This is a genomic window from Vibrio sp. YYF0003, from assembly GCF_036350715.1.
Taxonomy (GTDB): Bacteria; Pseudomonadota; Gammaproteobacteria; order Enterobacterales; family Vibrionaceae; genus Vibrio; species Vibrio natriegens.
This window is the reverse complement of sequence record NZ_JAZDWA010000003.1, coordinates 41937-59186: the sequence shown is the minus strand read 5'-3', so window position 1 is coordinate 59186 and position 17250 is coordinate 41937. Positions and strand designations below refer to the sequence as shown.

Below are 17250 nucleotides of genomic sequence, written 5' to 3'. Positions count from 1 at the left end.
TCTCAGATATCGAGTACGGTCTCCTTTACGCGCGGGACCGTACTTTTTCTTGACTTAATCTGCCTATCCATTCGAAATTTTCCTGTATCTCCGTCACATTTTTCAGTAGAATTCCTCGGTTAAATTCTATTCTAAAATGTTGAGTAAACATGTTTGAAATCAATCCAATTAAAAACCGTCTACAGGACGTGTCTGAGCGCACAAATGTCCTGAGGGGGTATCTTTGACTATGACGCTAAGAAAGAGCGTCTAGAAGAAGTAAACGCAGAACTAGAACAACCAGATGTATGGAACGAGCCTGAACGTGCGCAAGCACTAGGTAAAGAGCGTGCATCGCTAGAAGCGGTTGTTGAAACCATTGATCAACTTGAGCAAGGTGTGGAAGATGTTGAAGGTCTTCTGGAGCTTGCGGTTGAAGAAGAAGATCAAGAAACGTTTGACGAAATCGAACCAGAACTTGCTGAGCTAGAAGAGAAGCTAGAGCAGCTTGAGTTCCGTCGTATGTTCGCAGGCGATCACGACAGCTCTGATTGTTACATCGACTTGCAAGCTGGCTCGGGCGGTACAGAAGCTCAAGACTGGACCAACATGATGCTACGTATGTACTTACGTTGGGCTGAAGCAAAAGGCTTTAAAGCGGAAGTGATCGAAGTATCTGAAGGTGAAGTTGCGGGTCTGAAATCAGCAACGGTTCGTATTTCTGGTGAGTACGCTTACGGTTGGTTACGTACAGAAACGGGCGTTCACCGTTTAGTGCGCAAATCGCCATTCGATTCAGGCGGCCGTCGTCATACATCATTTGCTTCTGCGTTTGTTTACCCAGAGATTGATGACAACATTGATATCGACATTAACCCGTCCGATCTACGTATCGACGTTTACCGAGCGTCTGGTGCGGGTGGTCAGCACGTTAACACCACAGAATCTGCGGTACGTATTACGCACGTTCCAACCAACACTGTGGTTCAGTGTCAGAATGACCGTTCTCAGCATAAGAACAAAGATCAAGCAATGAAGCAGCTTCGTGCAAAACTGTTTGAACTTGAACTTCAAAAACAGAATGCTGAGAAGCAAGCAAATGAAGATGCGAAATCTGACATCGGTTGGGGCAGCCAGATCCGTTCTTACGTACTGGATGACTCGCGTATCAAAGATTTACGCACAGGCGTTGAAAACCGCAACACTCAGGCGGTTCTTGACGGCGACCTAGACAAATTTATTGAAGCTAGCCTGAAGTCAGGTCTTTAAGCTTTTCACCGACACTCAAATCGAAACAGGATACATCGAAAAATGACTGATGCTGTTCAAAACGACAACGCACAAGAAGAGAACAAGCTAATTGCAGAACGCCGCGCGAAACTGGACGAGATTCGTAAGAGCTGCAAAGCAAACGGCCACCCAAACGACTTCCGTCGTGACGCACTAGCGGGCGACCTTCAAAAAGAGTTCGGTGAGAAGACTAAGGAAGAGCTAGAAGAGCTTAACCACGTTGTTGCAATCGCTGGCCGTATCATGGCTAAGCGTGGTCCTTTCCTAGTAATTCAAGAGACTTCTGGCCGTATTCAAGCGTACGCTGCAAAAGACGTACAGAAAGAGCTTAAAGCTAAATACCAAGGTTTAGACATCGGTGACATCATCGGTGTGAAAGGTGCGCTGCACAAGTCTGGTAAAGGCGACCTATACGTAAACATGGAAGAGTACGAACTGCTAACTAAAGCGCTGCGTCCTCTACCAGAAAAATTCCATGGTCTGACTGACCAGGAAATGCGTTACCGTCAGCGTTACGTAGACCTAATCGTGAACGAAGATTCACGTAAAGCGTTCATCATTCGCTCTAAGCTAGTGTCTGCGATTCGTAACTTCATGAGCTCAAAAGGTTACCTAGAAGTGGAAACGCCGATGATGCACGTGATCCCTGGCGGTGCGACTGCGCGTCCATTCATTACTCACCACAACGCTCTGGACATCGACATGTTCCTACGTGTTGCTCCTGAGCTGTACCTGAAGCGTCTGGTTGTAGGTGGTTTTGATCGTGTATTCGAAATCAACCGTAACTTCCGTAACGAAGGTCTTTCTCCTCGTCACAACCCAGAATTCACAATGATGGAATTCTACCAAGCTTACGCTGACTACAAAGATCTGATGGATCTGACTGAAGAGATGCTAAGCACGGTAGCGATGGAAGTTCTGGGTTCTACATCAATGCCTTACGGCGAAGAGACTGTTGAATTTGGCGGTACTTACGCGCGCATGAGCATGTTTGAAGCAATCAAACACTACAACCCTGAGCATTCAGAAATCCAAGCACTAACAGAAGCGGATCTACAAGACCGTGAGAAGATGGTTGCGATTGCGAAATCAGTACACGTTGAAGTGGAAACATTCTGGACATGTGGTCAGCTTCTTGAAGAAATTTTTGGTGAAACGGCTGAACCTCAACTGATTCAACCGACTTTCATCACTGGCTACCCAGCGGATATTTCTCCACTGGCACGTCGTAGCGATGACAACCCATTCTTCACTGACCGTTTCGAGTTCTTTATCGGTGGTCGTGAAGTGGCGAACGGTTTCTCTGAGCTTAACGATGCTGAAGACCAAGACGCACGCTTTAAAGCACAAGTTGACGCGAAAGACGCGGGCGATGACGAAGCGATGTTCTACGATGCAGACTACATCACTGCACTTGAGCACGGCCTTCCGCCAACAGCAGGTCAAGGTATCGGTATTGACCGTCTGGCAATGCTATTTACTAACACGCACACTATCCGTGACGTGATTTTATTCCCAGCGATGCGCCCACAAGCGTAATTGATTGAGAAATAAAATAAAAACCACCTTAGGGTGGTTTTTTTTTGCCTTTAATTTAAACAAAATCAGACAATTGCATTAAATTCTTTACAGGATATGCAAATAAACATTCGCCAAAACTCAATCTATTGCATAGTCTTAATATTGAGACAGACTTGAGCGATCGGAGTCTCGATAATGTTACCCGTTCGCACAGATGGGCTTTTCACAAATATTTTATCAACAATAAATAATAAGGGTTAGAGAATGGCTGGGCAGTTTAAGATGGATTCCATTCCGGGGTCGCTTGTCGTCGTCGGCGGCACGTATGAGCCTTGGTTATCAGTATTAGAGCAAGTTGGCTGGAAGTGTCACCAGGTAGGTGATTTACGTAAAGCTAATGCGTTGTTGGAAGATATTGGTCCCTGTATTGGTATCGTAGACCTTAGCCATGATGAGTTCAGCTTAAACGGTTTGGCTAATTTGGTGAGCTCTCATAAGCACGTGCGTTGGCTGGCATTTATCAGAGAGTCGCAGCTGGGTGCTGATACGATCTGCCAGTTTATCGTCAACTTTTGTATCGACTTCTTCACTGCTCCAATTCCTGACGCGCAACTACTAAGCACCATCGGTCACCAGCTTGGTATGCTGAAATTAGAAAAGAAAGTGTGGCCAAGTTTTGGTAACAGTCTTGATATGGGCCTGTTGGGAGATTCAATCCCAATGAAACGTTTGAGAGATCAGGTGAAGCGTATCGGTCCAACAGACGTCAGTATCCTTATTTCTGGAGAAAGCGGTACCGGAAAAGAAGCGGTCGCCCGAGCGATTCATAAGGTCTCTTCCCGTTCTCACAAACCGTTTATGTCGATTAATTGCAGAGCTTTGAACGAGCAAAGATTCCAAGCGGAAGTGTTTGGTATGGCAGCGAACAGTTCAATAGGTCCAAGCTTACTGGAACAGGCTGATGGTGGTACTGTTCTTTTTAATGACGTGCTTACCATCTCTAAGCAGCAACAAATGAATCTGTTGAGGTTTTTGCAAGAAGGCACTGTCGAAACCGCTGACGGTGTGAAAAGTGTTAACGTTCGTATTCTTGCGGCGAACTCATCTGATGTAGAGAAAGCGCTGATTAACGGCGACTTCAACGAAGAGCTTTATCACTACATTAACGTGTTGCGAATTAGTGTTCCTAGCCTTAAAGAGCGTGCCAGCGACATTGCGTTATTGGCGCGTTTCTACTTGCAAGAGTTTTCAAAAGAGTACAACTCACAAGCGAAAAGCTTCTCAGAAGATGCCCTAAAAGCTCTGACGCGTTACTACTGGCCTGGCAATGTGCGCGAGCTAATGAATCAAGTCAAACGTGCAGTATTAATGTCTGACAGCGTTGTGATAGATGAGCATCATTTAGATCTGCCTCAACGCAATGACTCCAAACGAAGCCTGAAATCGATTCGCGAAAAGAGTGAACGTGATGCATTGCTCGTGGTTTTGGAGTCGCACTCAGGCCAAGTGTCGAATGCAGCTAAAGAGCTGGGCGTTTCACGTGCAACCATGTACCGCCTTCTCAACAAGCATAATTTAATTTCAGACCAAACTATCTAAGCCATATGTCTTCATTGATTCGGAATAGATTGAAATAACAAGAGCGGCCAATGGTCGCTTTTGTTTTTCTATATTTATGATTTATAAAATTCGATGATTTATATATTCCCTAGATGAATATGTTATTCAAAAAAACATATGCAACTTGATTTCAGGTTATTGGTTTGTTTTTTATCGAGACGGCAAAAATTGTTTGATAAATAAACACCAGAGCTTACAATTTAACCGTAACTCAAAGAGTTATATCACTTCATAAACGGATTAATTTTTTAGCTAGGAGGCGCAAGATGAAACATTACGTTGATAACACCATGACTTGCGCTGATTGTATTTCTATCGCACCGACACCTCTAAAATCGGCAGATACCAATACTACCACTGGCTCACGAGATAAAAATTAACCCGTAACCTATCTTATTTTTTACTAGGCTGCGGAAAAATGGCGGCTTAGTACCACAGTTCAATCTGTTTCTCTGCGCACTATTTTTCCCAGTCGACCTCTATCGATACTTGGAGAAAATATTATGCGTCACTCTATTTACTTGAAACTTGCCACTCTACTTTTGAAAGCAGACTTAAGACGTGAAGAAAAGGAATGGCAACGCAAAGTTCGCCGCTCTGCTCATGATATTCCGTGGACTAATGTGCACTTATTGAAGGATATTGGTCTGGATCCTGAAGGTCGCTCTACACGCGTAAGTGTTCCTGACACTGTTATGGTTGAGCGTCGAGTTCGTCATCTTCGTCGTGTTTTAACTGCGCGAATACCGACGTAATTTATAGCGTGTTGGGCTTTGTCTGTTGCTATCTATGAGACGTAAGTTCGGCACGCTATAAATACAGAACTTTGAAAGAGTTAATCCAAATAGAACGAAACAGGCTGACCTTAGTGGTCAGCCTGTTTGCATTTACGGACAAGGGTTGGAATAGGTTGTGCCTATGGTTTGAATTTCAGTTAGCAGCTCTTCACTGAGTTGGAGATCAATACTATCAATGTTGGCTTTTAGCTGATCTAGGTTAGTGGCACCAATAATATTTGAAGCGACAAACGGACGCTGATTCACGAATGCTAATGCCATTTGAGCCGGATCTAAACCGTGCTCTCTCGCCAGATTCACATACGCTTCGGTTGCTTTGACGCCCTGAGGCGTAAAGTAACGAGCAAAGCGCTCCCATTTAGTACAGCGGGCACCTTCTGGTTTCGCTCCGTTGAGATATTTACCGCTCAGACAACCAAATGCGAGAGGGGAATAGGCCAGTAGTTGGACGCCTTCGTAGTGGCTAATTTCGGATAAGCCCACTTCAAAGCTGCGGTTGAGTAAGTTATACGGGTTTTGAATGGATACGATACGTGGCAAGTCGTGCTTTTCTGCTAAGCGTAGCAACGACATTACGCCCCAAGGTGTTTCATTTGATACGCCGATATAGCGAACCTTACCCGCGTTGACCAGCTCGGTTAATGCTTCTAGTGTTTCGATTAAGGTCACTTCTTCTTGTTTGTCTGGGTAAGGGTAATTCAGTTGTCCGAAGCAGTTAGTTTGACGTTGTGGCCAGTGCAATTGGTATAGATCAACGTAATCCGTTTGTAGTCGTTCCAGGCTTGTATCAATGGCATCGTGAATATTGCGACGATTGAGGCTCATGTTGTCGCGAATATAGGGAACGCTTCTCGGTCCGGCGACTTTTGTTGCCAGTACGACTTTTTCTCGTTTGCCTGATTTTGCTAGCCAGTTTCCAATGTATTGTTCGGTCAGTCCTTGTGTCGATGCTTGTGGTGGCACAGGGTACATCTCAGCGGTATCGATGAAGTTCACCCCATGATCCAGGGCAAAGTCGAGCTGCTCAAACGCTTCTTTTTCTGTATTTTGTTCACCGAACGTCATGGTCCCAAGACAAATCTTACTTATCTCGAGCGATGAGTGCGGTAGTTTGGTGTATTGCATTTCACTTCCTTGAGTTACCGACTTAATAAGTTCTTCCAATATAGGGGATTTTTAGGCGCTCTCGCAAATGATTTACGTTTAACCGTATCGATGACTCGAAAGCTATTCATACCGTAACTACACTTAGAGCAAGTGGTAAAGGAGGTGAATCATGCAGAAGCATCAATTGGACATGTGGTTACATGGTCAGCACAAAGACAGCTATAAAATGCCTAAGGTCTTTGTGATAGGTTGCTCTGATGTCTCTGACTATTTGCTAGCAGTGGAATACAAACACCAACTGGAACCGATCAAAGATGGCGAAGAACCTATTCATTTCGGATCGTTAGAATTGGTGAAAGAAGAGCTGCTCAGGTTGGGGTTCGACAAAGCATATTTGAGGTTGCACAATGCGTACGACGAGTGCGGCAGTGATGAGGTCGCTTCATATTGTGATATTGAATTGTCACTCATCACACACTAAATTTCGGTAAGCTGCCTTACTCCGATTGGGCGTTGATGTAGTGCTTCAACAAAATCTGCTCGGTAAATTGTGTTCTTAGGTAGAAACCTCGGGGCAGAGTTTTTATCGGCTTGCCATTTGAGCTGTAAGCTTCTGTTTGTGCTTTGGCATTGGCGGCTTTTGGTCTCAGATGCAGTGCCTCTCCGTGTCTGGCGGATATTTGATCAAATTTGCCCAGTACGATCATTTCCATCAATTCTTCCCAGTCGCAACGTAAAATGCGCTCTTCTTCTTCATCGGGCGACCAAATCAGAGGGCTGCCGACACGACGCTCAGCAAGAGGAATTTCTCGCTCTCCTTCAACGGGCACCCAAAGTACACGAGAGAGCTTGTTTCGTACGTGGCTTGTTTCCCATGTCAGGCCTTGCACGCCAGTTAGGGGGGCGACACAGACGAACGTGGTTTCTAACGGTCTGCCTGAATAACCAATTGGAATACTTTTGAGTTCGATCCCCAGTTTGGAAAAGTCTTGTTGGGGTTTACTGCCCGCTGGTGCGCCTAAATGCCATTCAAGTAACTGACCCACCCAGCCTTTGTCCCTCTTTAAATTCTCAGGAACGATCATATCGGCTTCTGCTGCAAGTTCCGCAAAGCTGAGACCGGCGATATCGTGAGCACGCTCCATAAGCTCTGATTCTGTTTGTGGTTCTGGTTTCATAATGAATGGGGATTATTTCAAAACATACAGTTTAACAAATTCCGCAAAAAAGCACTGTTTAAGATTTCATCGAGGTGGATTAAGAATGATCAATTCATAACTTATCCACAGGTAGGTGGGGTTGTGATTGGATCTAAGCCGGTGCTGGATGAATTAACAGGGGTTTTAAACGGTTTTTAGGCTTGATTTTATTAGGATGTCGTGAAGCTACGCTGGATAAGTGTGGATAAATTGCAGGTTGGTGGATCTTTAACCGATCTGTTTTTGATGAAAAGATCATCAGTTGATTTTTGATCATTTAATCATCAAGCTTAGATTTAAAGTGATATTAATCATGTATTTATTTTTAGTTATCATTAATATCAACCAAGTGGTTTGCGAATGTTTTGAACAGAAATACTTTTTGCTATCGAATTCTTCACAAAGTTATTCACAGAAAAGGTGAATAAATGTGGGCAATGTCTCACTCTTGTGTTGATAAAGTATTTTATGGCTAAAAGATATCCAATGATGGTGGAAAAGTAATAAATCTTGCTCATATCACATCAGTAAGTTTGCTAGTCATGGGGATATGTGGAAAAATCACGGTAATAAAAAATTATTCATAGAGGTTAGCCAGTGATAGATGGCGATGGTTACCGACTGAATGTTGGTATTGTGATATGTAATAACCATGGTCAGGTCTTCTGGGCTAAACGATACGGGCAACACTCATGGCAATTTCCACAAGGTGGAATTGACGAAGGTGAAACACCTGAGCAAGCAATGTTCAGGGAGTTATATGAAGAAGTCGGTTTAACGAAAAAAGACGTTAAAATCATTGCAACAAGTCGTCATTGGTTAAGATATAAGCTACCAAAGCGACTGGTGCGTTGGGACTCCAAGCCTGTTTGTATCGGCCAAAAACAGAAATGGTTTCTGTTGCGATTGGAATGTGATGAATCTCGCATTAATATGCAACGTGGGAAATCCCCTGAATTTGATGGTTGGCGGTGGGTAAGTTATTGGTACCCGGTTAGGCAAGTTGTTTCTTTCAAGCGAGACGTATACCGTCGTGCAATGAAAGAGTTTGCTTCTTTAGCCATGCCTTTTCGAGAAAGAAAAGCGAAAGGGAAAAGAAAAAAGCAACGTAGAGGATAGTCATGCTCAGCCAGCTAAGGGAAATAGTTGAAAAAGTCTCCAGAGTCGACGATGTCCATCTGGCTCTCGATATATTGGTTAAAGAGACTTGTGCTGCCCTTCGCACAGAGTGTTGTACTATTTATCTTGCTAATGAAGAGATGCAGCGCCTTGAGTTAATGGCAACTCAAGGCCTGACTTTTGAAGGTGATAGCATCCATATCAACTTCAATGAAGGCTTGGTCGGGTTAGTAAAACGTAGCGCTGAGCCGCTCAACCTTGCTGAAGCGTCTAAACATCCCGAGTTTAAATTTTTCCCTCAGCTCGGAGAACAAATTTTCCACTCCTTCCTAGCCACTCCTATTATCCATCGCAAACAAGTTCTGGGTGTTTTAGTTATTCAACAGAAAACGCCGCGTTTGTTCAGCGAGATGGAAGAGTCATTCCTCGTGACGCTCTCCGCTCAGTTAGCGGTATTGATTGCTCATGCGCAAAGTCTTGGCCATTGGCAGTTAGCTTCTAAACCTACTGTTCTTAAAGGCGTTCCAGCGTCTACTGGCGTGGCGATTGGCGAGTTCTGGTTTGATAATACTCAACCTAGCTTGTCCGATGTTTTTCCTGCCTCGACGTTAGACAAAGAGCGAGAATATGAACTCTTGCTGGTGGCGATTGAACGCGCCTTAAATGATTTTCGCCGAATGCGTAAGAAGCTGGATAGTGAAATCAATAAAGACGCGTTAGCTATCTTCGATTTGTTTACTCACTTGTTGAACGATCCGATGTTGCGCGGTGATCTCAAGAAACAAATTGAGAAAGGCGACAGAGCTGATTGGGCATTGCGCCAAGTGGTGGAGTCGTATTCAAATCGATTTGCCCGAATGTCTGATGTGTACATGCGCGAGCGAGCGCAGGACATCAGAGAGTTGGGTCAAAGATTGCTTTACTTCTTGCACAATAGTGAACAAGAGAATTCTGCCATTGACCGACCAGTCATTATGGTGGCGAATGAGCTTACCGCAACCTTACTTGCGTCGGTTCCTAAAGAACACTTATTGGCGGTGGTTTCGCTAGAAGGGGGAGCAAACTCTCACGCGGCGATTCTATCTCGCGCACTAGGTGTGCCTGCTGTTATGGGCGCAAACATCAACACAGAAGTGGTCAATGGTAAGTTGGGCATTGTTGATGGTTATACCGGAGAGATTTTCCTCGAGCCAAACCGTCAGTTATTACGTGAATACCGCAGTTTAGTCAGCGAAGAGACTGAGCTCGCCGCAATGGTGAACAAAGATCTCGCACTACCTGCGATTACGCAAGATAACCACCAGATTGAAGTGATGCTCAATGCGGGTCTCAGCGCGGACAGCAATATTGCGATCAACACAGGTGTGGATGGGGTAGGGTTATATCGAACTGAAATTGCATTTTTACTTCAGCATCACTTTCCATCTGAAGATGAGCAGTATCATCAATACAAAGCGATACTAAACAGTTACGCACATCAGCGTGTGGTAATGCGTACATTAGATATCGGTGGGGATAAACCACTGCCGTATTTACCTATCGATGAAGATAACCCATTTTTAGGTTGGCGCGGTATTCGCTTTACCTTAGATCACCCGGATATTTTTCTTATCCAGTTACGCGCGATGTTAAGAGCAAGCGCTGATAGCGGTAACTTAAGTATTTTGTTGCCAATGGTCTCTGGTGTGAAAGAGTTGGATGATGCGATTACTTTAATTAATCAGGCATATACTGAAGCCGTGTTGATTGATGATCGTATTCAGGCACCGAAAGTCGGGGTTATGATCGAAGTGCCATCGATGGTGTATTTGTTACCGACCATCGCGCATCGCGTTGATTTCGTTTCAGTGGGTACCAACGACTTAACCCAGTATTTATTAGCCGTGGACCGGAACAATTCCCGTGTTTCTGATGTCTATGAATCCATGCACCCAGCCGTGTTGCTGGCGCTAAAGCAGATTCATGACGTTTGTCAGCAATATCACGTACCGGTTTGCATCTGTGGTGAGTTAGCTGGTGATCCGTTTGGTTCGCTCTTGTTATTGGGCTTGGGCTATACATGTCTGAGCATGAACACGTCTAACGTCGCTAAGGTTAAGTATTTGATTCGTCACAGCCAACAAGAAGAACTTAAAAAATTAGCGGAACAAGCTATGACACTTTCATATGGAGAGGAAATTCATCAAATGATGCATGATTTCTTTATCCAACAAGGATTCGCTGGCTTTATTAGGGCAGGCAAAAAGTAGTAGGTAATCGTGACTGTCTCTTTATTTTTGTTATTGCTGGCATTAGGCGCGTTTGTCGGTGTCATGGCGGGTCTGTTAGGTATTGGCGGCGGGTTAATTGTGGTACCTGCATTGCTGTATCTTCTTCCTTTTGCGGGTATTTCTCCTGAGCTGAGTATGCATATTGCGCTGGCAACCTCACTGGCGAGCATTATTATTACCTCTGGCTCATCGGCCATGCATCATCTCAAACTCGGTAATGTCGATATGTTTGTGGTCAAGTGGTTGATGCCGGGAGTGGTAATTGGTGGTTTTGTCGGTGCCAGTTTAGCTGAATTAATTCCCACGCATTATTTGCCAAAGCTCTTTGGTGTGATTGTGCTGCTTCTTGCGGTACAAATGTTCCGCTCTATAAAAGTACTGAAATCCAAACCTATGCCGAGTAGCCCGGTTACCGTAATGTATGGCGCTGGCATTGGTGTCGTGTCCAGTTTGGCTGGGATTGGCGGTGGTTCGCTGTCCGTTCCTTTCCTCAACAAACATGGTGTTGAAATGCGAAAAGCGGTTGGTTCGTCTTCGGTGTGCGGCTGCGTCATCGCTATTTCAGGTATGATCGGTTTTATCTTGCACGGCTACAAAGCGGAGAATTTACCTGCGTACAGTATTGGGTATGTTTATCTTCCGGCTTTATTAGCGATTGCCATGACCTCTATGCTCACCACCAAAGTTGGCGCGAAGCTGGCGACCCGTCTTCCTACAGCAGTATTAAAAAGAGTTTTTGCCGTATTTTTGATTATCATTGCGGCGACCATGTTACTGTAAATTTTATCCGTTTTATTTGTATTAAGAAGAGAATGATTTATGTCTCAGGGATTCATCGAATTTCCCAATATTGATCCGGTTTTAATCTCTATTGGTCCTGTCTCAATCCGCTGGTACGGCTTAATGTATCTGGTTGGCTTTATCTTTGCCCTATGGCTGGCGAACCGCCGTGCTGATAAACCAAACAGCGGCTGGACGAGAGAGCAGGTGTCCGATCTATTGTTTGCGGGCTTTCTCGGCGTAGTGATTGGTGGCCGAGTGGGTTACGTGATTTTCTACAATTTTGAGTTGTTCCTGGTAGATCCTTTATACCTGTTTAAAGTCTGGACGGGTGGCATGTCATTCCATGGCGGTTTACTCGGCGTGATTACAGCAATGTTCTGGTACGCACGCAAAAACGGCCGTACTTTCTTTGGTGTGGCCGATTTTATTGCTCCACTTGTGCCGTTTGGTTTGGGAATGGGGCGTCTGGGTAACTTCATGAACAGTGAGCTGTGGGGGCGTGTCACCGATGTGCCTTGGGCGATTATCTTCCCGAACGGTGGTCCTCTGCCTCGTCACCCTTCCCAGTTGTATGAAATGGCGCTGGAAGGCGTGGTTCTCTTCTTCATTTTGAACTGGTTTATCAAAAAGCCACGTCCTCTCGGTTCAGTATCAGGGCTATTTTTAGCTGGATATGGTACATTCCGCTTCCTAGTAGAGTTTGTACGTGAACCGGATGCTCAGCTTGGTCTGTTTGGTGACTTTATTTCGATGGGACAAATCCTGTCTACACCGATGATCGTGCTGGGAATCCTGATGATGGTTTGGGCGTACAAACGTGGTCTTTACCAAGATAAAGCTCCAGTTAAAACGAAGTAAGGTATTGGTGTGAAACAGTATTTAGATTTGTGTCAGCGTATCGTTGACCAAGGTGTTTGGGTTGAAAATGAGCGTACAGGCAAGCGTTGTCTGACGGTGATCAACGCGGATTTGACCTACGATGTTGCGAACAACCAATTTCCTTTAGTGACGACACGTAAAAGCTTCTGGAAAGCGGCTGTTGCTGAGCTACTGGGTTACATCCGTGGTTATGACAACGCAGAAGACTTTCGCAAATTAGGCACCAAAACCTGGGATGCAAATGCTAACCAGAATGACGCATGGCTGAATAACCCTTACCGTAAAGGTGAAGACGACATGGGCCGTGTATACGGTGTTCAAGGTCGTGCATGGGCTAAGCCTGATGGCGGCCACATTGACCAACTGCGTAAGATTGTTGATGATTTAACGCGCGGCGTAGACGACCGTGGTGAGATCCTTAACTTTTACAACCCTGGTGAATTTCACATGGGTTGTTTACGTCCATGTATGTACAGCCATCACTTTTCACTTCTGGGTGACACGTTGTACCTCAACAGCACACAACGTTCATGTGATGTGCCGTTGGGGCTGAACTTCAACATGGTTCAGGTTTATGTTTTCCTGGCTATCATGGCGCAAATTACCGGTAAGAAGCCGGGTCAGGCGTATCATAAGATTGTGAATGCACATATTTATGAAGATCAGCTGGAGTTGATGCGTGATGTGCAACTAAAACGGGAACCACTTAAAGCACCAACTTTCCACATTAACCCTGAAATCAAATCTCTGGAAGATTTGGAAACCTGGGTCACGCTGGATGACTTCTGGGTCGAAGGTTACGAATACCATGACGCAATTCGCTACCCATTCTCTGTGTAGTCTGCTCTGTTGGTCATAAGATGAAAAAGCTCCGAATGGAGCTTTTTTTCGTTTACGGCAATTATTTTAGCGCACTGACTATATACCGGTGTATTGGGTCAGTTTGCTGAGGATGAGACAGTGCAGGGCTGATGAATTCTGGTTGGGCAAAGATGCCTTTGTTAACCAGTGAGCTAATCATATCGAAGTATTTCAGCTCTGTTTTACCACACAAGAGTAATGAGAAATCGTTCCCCAGATTATCGTAAGCGTTGAGCACTTCTCGAAACCCACGTAGGTATAAGTAGTCTTTTGTCAGGCCACCACCGCGGTAAACACGAGCGGTAATCGTGAAGGCTTGTGTATCGGAAGTATGATATTGCTCTTTAAGCAGCCTGAAGGTTTGGCGGAAATCACGTTCTTTGATCATTGATTCAACCGCTAACACACGCAGAGCCAGTGTACGTAATCGCTTGATGCTAAAGTGCCCGGAAAGGTACTCACATAAAATCGCTAAACCTTCCTGCGTATTGGTATTGGCAGGGCAACCTAAACTTAAGACGTTAAGTGGTTGTCTACGGCCGTTAATGGTTGTCAGTAAATGGACCCCCATCTCGTGATGAGCCAATGCTTCTAGCTCGTCAGTCGTGATGTATGCAGCACTGTTTATTTTTACGCGTAAGCCAGAAACAAGGGCATTTGCTAGCATGCCATCAAGCACCTGTATTTCACAGTCATAGCCATGTCTATCTGCAAAGCTCCCCATGAACTGAGCGATGGAATGGCTGTCATGCTCTGGCTGGCTTTCTTCTTCCGTTGGTAAGTGCAAGATGAAGTGTGCATTGGCGATATCCTTTGCACTCGGCTCACCGTAGTAACGCAACGAGTTATACAGAAAATCTTGGGTACCAATGGTATCTACTTGATCAAGCTTATCGGCATAGGATTGAATCACATCCGCATAAAGTTTTTGCAGTTGTGTATCCTTGATATTTTCTAATGGTAACTCATACAAAAGACGTTTGGATTGGTGGGTGATAAGAGGCGTCTTTTGGTATTCAAAGTTAGGCTCTTGAGAATACTTGTTGTTGATGAAGCTTTCTCTTTCTAATGCGTAATTGAGAGGGTTTACGCTACTGAGGATATCAATGTCACTAACCAATTGGGTTAGTTGTTCGTCTATTGCTAATAGCTGGCTGGAAATCGGTTCGTGAGCTTGAGCCATACTGTTTAACTCCGTGTAAAGGCAACACCAACCGTCATCGTGATTGATTCGAGTGGTAAGGCTCAAATTATCACCAGGCACGTGACTTGAACAACAAATATTTGTTGTTCATCCTCTTTAACGTTGAACAATACTTGTGAAAATGGCGGATACAAAAAAGGCTCCACAATGTGGAGCCTTAAGTAAAGCGATGGTAATTCGTTATTATTATGCTGTCAGAGCAAGAATAGCACCTGGCAAAATAATGAATACTGACATTAAGTAGCCACCAACAACGGCTTTGTTCTTAATTGCCATCTCAGAAATCATTTCAGCGCCTTTCAGTGGTAGTTCACGTAAGAACGGAATACCGAAGATAAGTAGCGTTGCTGCAATATTGAATACTAGGTGTACCAGAGCGATTTGTAGTGCAAATACTGCGAACTCACCAGATACAGCCGTTGCTGCCAGTAGAGCTGTGATACATGTACCAATGTTAGCACCTAGTGTAAATGGGTAGATATCACGTACTTTTAGCACGCCAGTACCCACAAGTGGAACCATCAAACTCGTGGTTGTTGAAGATGATTGCACAAGAACAGTCACGATAGAACCAGAAAGGATACCGTGGATTGGACCACGACCAATTGCGTTCTTAAGAATGTCACGAGCTCGGCCAACCATCAGGCTCTTCATCAGTTTACCCATCACAGTGATAGCAACGAAGATAGTTGCGATACCAAGGATGATAAGCATCACGCCACCAACTGTGTCACCGAATGTTGAAAGAGGCTCTTTGATTGCACTCACAACAGGTTTCGTCATTGGTTTAATGAAGTTAAAGCCTTTAATGCTCATATCGCCAGTTGCAAGTAACGGTGAAACAAGCCAATGAGAAATCTTCTCTAAGATGCCGAACATCATTTCCAAAGGAAGGAAAATCGCCACAGCAAGTAGATTGAAGAAGTCATGGATCGTTGCACTAGCAAATGCACGCTTGAACTCTTCTTTACAACGTACGTGACCTAGAGAAACAAGTGTATTAGTGACCGTTGTACCAATGTTGGCACCCATTACCATAGGAATCGCCGTCTCTACAGGCAAACCGCCCGCAACTAAGCCCACAATAATAGAAGTTACAGTACTAGAAGATTGGATTAGGGCTGTCGCTACCAGACCGATCATAAGACCAGCTACAGGGTGCGATGCAAATTCAAACAGTACTTTTGCTTGATCGCCAGTGGCCCATTTAAAGCCGCTACCAACCATAGATACTGCTAGAAGAAGCAGGTATAGCATGAATGCCAAGTTAGCCCAGCGTAACCAGCGAGTCGTACTCGAGATCGGCGCCGCTGTTGAAGTAGCTTGGTTCATCATAATTTTCTCCGTGACCTTTCAGTTCTTTCTTGGTCTTTAGTTGAAACTGAGGGCGATGTTAGACAAGAAATATTTCAGTAATATTACAGATTGATGGCGGTTTGGATTTTTTATTGTCATTTTTGACAGTTGCAAGTTTGTGGTTGTTTTTGTTCTTTTAAGTTACTGTTTTTAGATGATTTTTGTTTTTGATTTCTGGTGCCGTTATGCGGGGTGAATTTCGTAAAAATGGGTTTTATCGCAAGTTTTATGACAATATGAATATTACATATTCGGTAAAACCTGATTTTAAATGATTCTTTTGTTGGTTTTACCGAGTTAATTGTCTATCCCTGTCACATTTGATATAAAAACATCACCATCATTTCAGGAAATGGGTATGTCACATCTAAATTATAATCATCTTTACTACTTCTGGATGGTCTGCAAACAAGGCTCTGTTACTAAAGCAGCAGATGCGCTCTTCCTCACACCGCAAACGGTGACCGGACAAATTAAAGCGTTCGAAGAGAGAATGAAAGGGAAGCTGACAAAGCGCAATGGGCGAACCGTTGAGCCCACAGAATTAGGACAGCTGGTGTTTAAATACGCCGACCGAATGTTCGGGTTGAGCTATGAGATGTTGGATATCGTGAATTATAGCCAGCACTCCAATATTTTGTTTGAGGTCGGTGTGGCGGATGCATTGTCAAAGCGTCTGGTTAGTAAAGTACTCATGACAACCGTTCCTGAAGATAACAGTATCCATTTGCGCTGTTATGAATCGACCCATGAACTCTTATTAGAAAGATTATCTCAACACAAACTGGATATGATCTTATCTGACTGCCCGGTCGACTCAACTCAAAGCCCAGGCCTCTATAGTAAGAAACTCGGGGAAAGCCGCATGAGTTTCTTTGCCTCGTTTGAAATTGGAGAGGTAAATTTCCCCGAAATATTGGAACAGAAAAAACTGTTGATACCAGCTAGTCGCACAGCAATGGGGCGCAAAGTCATTCAGTGGTTTGACCGACAAGGTTTACAGCCTGATATTTTAGGCGAATTTGACGATGTTGCCTTGATGAAGGCCTTCGCACGATACCATGATGATGTGATATTTCTGGCTCCGACCATGTACATGTCCGAAATTGAAGACGACCGAAAGTTACAACTAATCGGTCATGTGGATGATTTAAAAGAAGAGTATTATGTTATTTTTGCGGAGCGGATGATCCAGCATCCCGCAGTAAAGAATGTTTGTGACGCTGATTTTAGCCAAATGTTTGAATAAACACGTATCGTTGCGC

15 protein-coding genes are annotated in these 17250 nt (G+C 44.4%); 11 read left to right on the top strand and 4 right to left on the bottom strand.

Annotated features, from left to right (window positions below):
- The first annotated feature begins 149 nt into the window (after nt 1–149).
- The 4 genes from prfB (at nt 150) to V1U08_RS10575 (ending at nt 5165) form a co-directional block, all read left to right on the top strand.
- A protein-coding gene (gene prfB / locus V1U08_RS10590; RefSeq protein WP_118117739.1) for a peptide chain release factor 2 occupies nt 150–1248 on the top strand; the annotation gives its coding sequence in 2 pieces (ribosomal slippage) (nt 150–224 and nt 226–1248; 1098 coding nt in all).
- A gap of 42 nt (nt 1249–1290) precedes the next feature.
- Entirely contained in the window at nt 1291–2808 is a 1518-nt protein-coding gene (lysS, locus tag V1U08_RS10585) for a lysine--tRNA ligase (protein WP_330470568.1), read from the top strand.
- Between the two features lie 246 nt (nt 2809–3054).
- Complete coding sequence (vpsR, locus tag V1U08_RS10580; RefSeq protein ID WP_330470567.1) at nt 3055–4389, top strand: cyclic-di-GMP-binding transcriptional regulator VpsR; 1335 nt, start codon at nt 3055–3057, stop codon at nt 4387–4389.
- A 524-nt stretch (nt 4390–4913) separates the two neighbouring features.
- Nucleotides 4914–5165: a DUF1127 domain-containing protein gene (locus V1U08_RS10575; RefSeq protein ID WP_065296362.1), complete on the top strand. Its 252-nt coding sequence runs from the start codon at nt 4914–4916 to the stop codon at nt 5163–5165.
- Nucleotides 5166–5297: 132 nt separating this feature from the next.
- Here V1U08_RS10575 and V1U08_RS10570 read toward each other — a convergent pair whose 3' ends face one another.
- Nucleotides 5298–6332, bottom strand: coding sequence for an NADP(H)-dependent aldo-keto reductase (locus tag V1U08_RS10570; protein ID WP_065296363.1), 1035 nt, complete (start codon nt 6330–6332; stop codon nt 5298–5300).
- A 151-nt stretch (nt 6333–6483) separates the two neighbouring features.
- Between V1U08_RS10570 and V1U08_RS10565 the strand changes: the two genes are divergently transcribed.
- Nucleotides 6484–6795, top strand: a complete 312-nt coding sequence (locus V1U08_RS10565; RefSeq protein ID WP_014230854.1) for a DUF6482 family protein — start codon at nt 6484–6486, stop codon at nt 6793–6795.
- Between the two features lie 16 nt (nt 6796–6811).
- Here the strand turns inward: V1U08_RS10565 and mutH are convergent, their stop codons facing one another.
- On the bottom strand, nt 6812–7492 hold the full coding sequence (mutH, locus tag V1U08_RS10560) for a DNA mismatch repair endonuclease MutH (protein WP_014230855.1): 681 nt from the start codon (nt 7490–7492) through the stop codon (nt 6812–6814).
- 618 nt (nt 7493–8110) lie between these two features.
- On the opposite strand from mutH, the gene rppH reads away from it, so the two are divergent.
- From rppH to V1U08_RS10535, 5 genes are read left to right on the top strand one after another with little or no spacing between them, the layout of a single operon-like run.
- Nucleotides 8111–8632: an RNA pyrophosphohydrolase gene (rppH, locus tag V1U08_RS10555; RefSeq protein ID WP_005381953.1), complete on the top strand. Its 522-nt coding sequence runs from the start codon at nt 8111–8113 to the stop codon at nt 8630–8632.
- 2 nt (nt 8633–8634) lie between these two features.
- The gene (ptsP, locus tag V1U08_RS10550) at nt 8635–10881 is read left to right on the top strand and encodes a phosphoenolpyruvate--protein phosphotransferase (protein WP_014230856.1); all 2247 of its coding nucleotides are present in this window, start codon (nt 8635–8637) and stop codon (nt 10879–10881) included.
- A 9-nt stretch (nt 10882–10890) separates the two neighbouring features.
- Complete coding sequence (locus V1U08_RS10545) at nt 10891–11682, top strand: sulfite exporter TauE/SafE family protein (protein WP_014230857.1); 792 nt, start codon at nt 10891–10893, stop codon at nt 11680–11682.
- 39 nt (nt 11683–11721) lie between these two features.
- Entirely contained in the window at nt 11722–12543 is an 822-nt protein-coding gene (gene lgt / locus V1U08_RS10540) for a prolipoprotein diacylglyceryl transferase (RefSeq protein WP_330470566.1), read from the top strand.
- A gap of 9 nt (nt 12544–12552) precedes the next feature.
- A complete protein-coding gene (locus tag V1U08_RS10535) occupies nt 12553–13404 on the top strand; it encodes a thymidylate synthase (RefSeq protein ID WP_020335923.1) in 852 nt (283 codons plus the stop codon).
- 61 nt (nt 13405–13465) lie between these two features.
- Here the strand turns inward: V1U08_RS10535 and V1U08_RS10530 are convergent, their stop codons facing one another.
- Nucleotides 13466–14608 carry a flavohemoglobin expression-modulating QEGLA motif protein gene (locus tag V1U08_RS10530; protein WP_330470565.1) on the bottom strand — a complete coding sequence of 381 codons (1143 nt, stop codon included), beginning with the start codon at nt 14606–14608 and terminating at the stop codon, nt 13466–13468.
- 207 nt (nt 14609–14815) lie between these two features.
- Complete coding sequence (locus V1U08_RS10525) at nt 14816–15961, bottom strand: Na/Pi symporter (protein WP_024372782.1); 1146 nt, start codon at nt 15959–15961, stop codon at nt 14816–14818.
- Nucleotides 15962–16343: 382 nt separating this feature from the next.
- On the opposite strand from V1U08_RS10525, the gene nhaR reads away from it, so the two are divergent.
- The gene (gene nhaR / locus V1U08_RS10520; protein ID WP_014230862.1) at nt 16344–17234 is read left to right on the top strand and encodes a transcriptional activator NhaR; all 891 of its coding nucleotides are present in this window, start codon (nt 16344–16346) and stop codon (nt 17232–17234) included.
- Nucleotides 17235–17250 lie beyond the last annotated feature (16 nt).

Bases quoted from the DNA above. Each gene is read 5' to 3' on its own strand.
- lysS (WP_330470568.1), top strand. From the start codon at position 1,291: ATGACTGATGCTGTTCAAAACGACAACGCACAAGAAGAGAACAAGCTA.
- vpsR (WP_330470567.1), top strand. From the start codon at position 3,055: ATGGCTGGGCAGTTTAAGATGGATTCCATTCCGGGGTCGCTTGTCGTC.
- V1U08_RS10575 (WP_065296362.1), top strand. From the start codon at position 4,914: ATGCGTCACTCTATTTACTTGAAACTTGCCACTCTACTTTTGAAAGCA.
- V1U08_RS10570 (WP_065296363.1), bottom strand. From the start codon at position 6,332: ATGCAATACACCAAACTACCGCACTCATCGCTCGAGATAAGTAAGATT.
- V1U08_RS10565 (WP_014230854.1), top strand. From the start codon at position 6,484: ATGCAGAAGCATCAATTGGACATGTGGTTACATGGTCAGCACAAAGAC.
- mutH (WP_014230855.1), bottom strand. From the start codon at position 7,492: ATGAAACCAGAACCACAAACAGAATCAGAGCTTATGGAGCGTGCTCAC.
- ptsP (WP_014230856.1), top strand. From the start codon at position 8,635: ATGCTCAGCCAGCTAAGGGAAATAGTTGAAAAAGTCTCCAGAGTCGAC.
- lgt (WP_330470566.1), top strand. From the start codon at position 11,722: ATGTCTCAGGGATTCATCGAATTTCCCAATATTGATCCGGTTTTAATC.
- V1U08_RS10530 (WP_330470565.1), bottom strand. From the start codon at position 14,608: ATGGCTCAAGCTCACGAACCGATTTCCAGCCAGCTATTAGCAATAGAC.
- V1U08_RS10525 (WP_024372782.1), bottom strand. From the start codon at position 15,961: ATGAACCAAGCTACTTCAACAGCGGCGCCGATCTCGAGTACGACTCGC.
- nhaR (WP_014230862.1), top strand. From the start codon at position 16,344: ATGTCACATCTAAATTATAATCATCTTTACTACTTCTGGATGGTCTGC.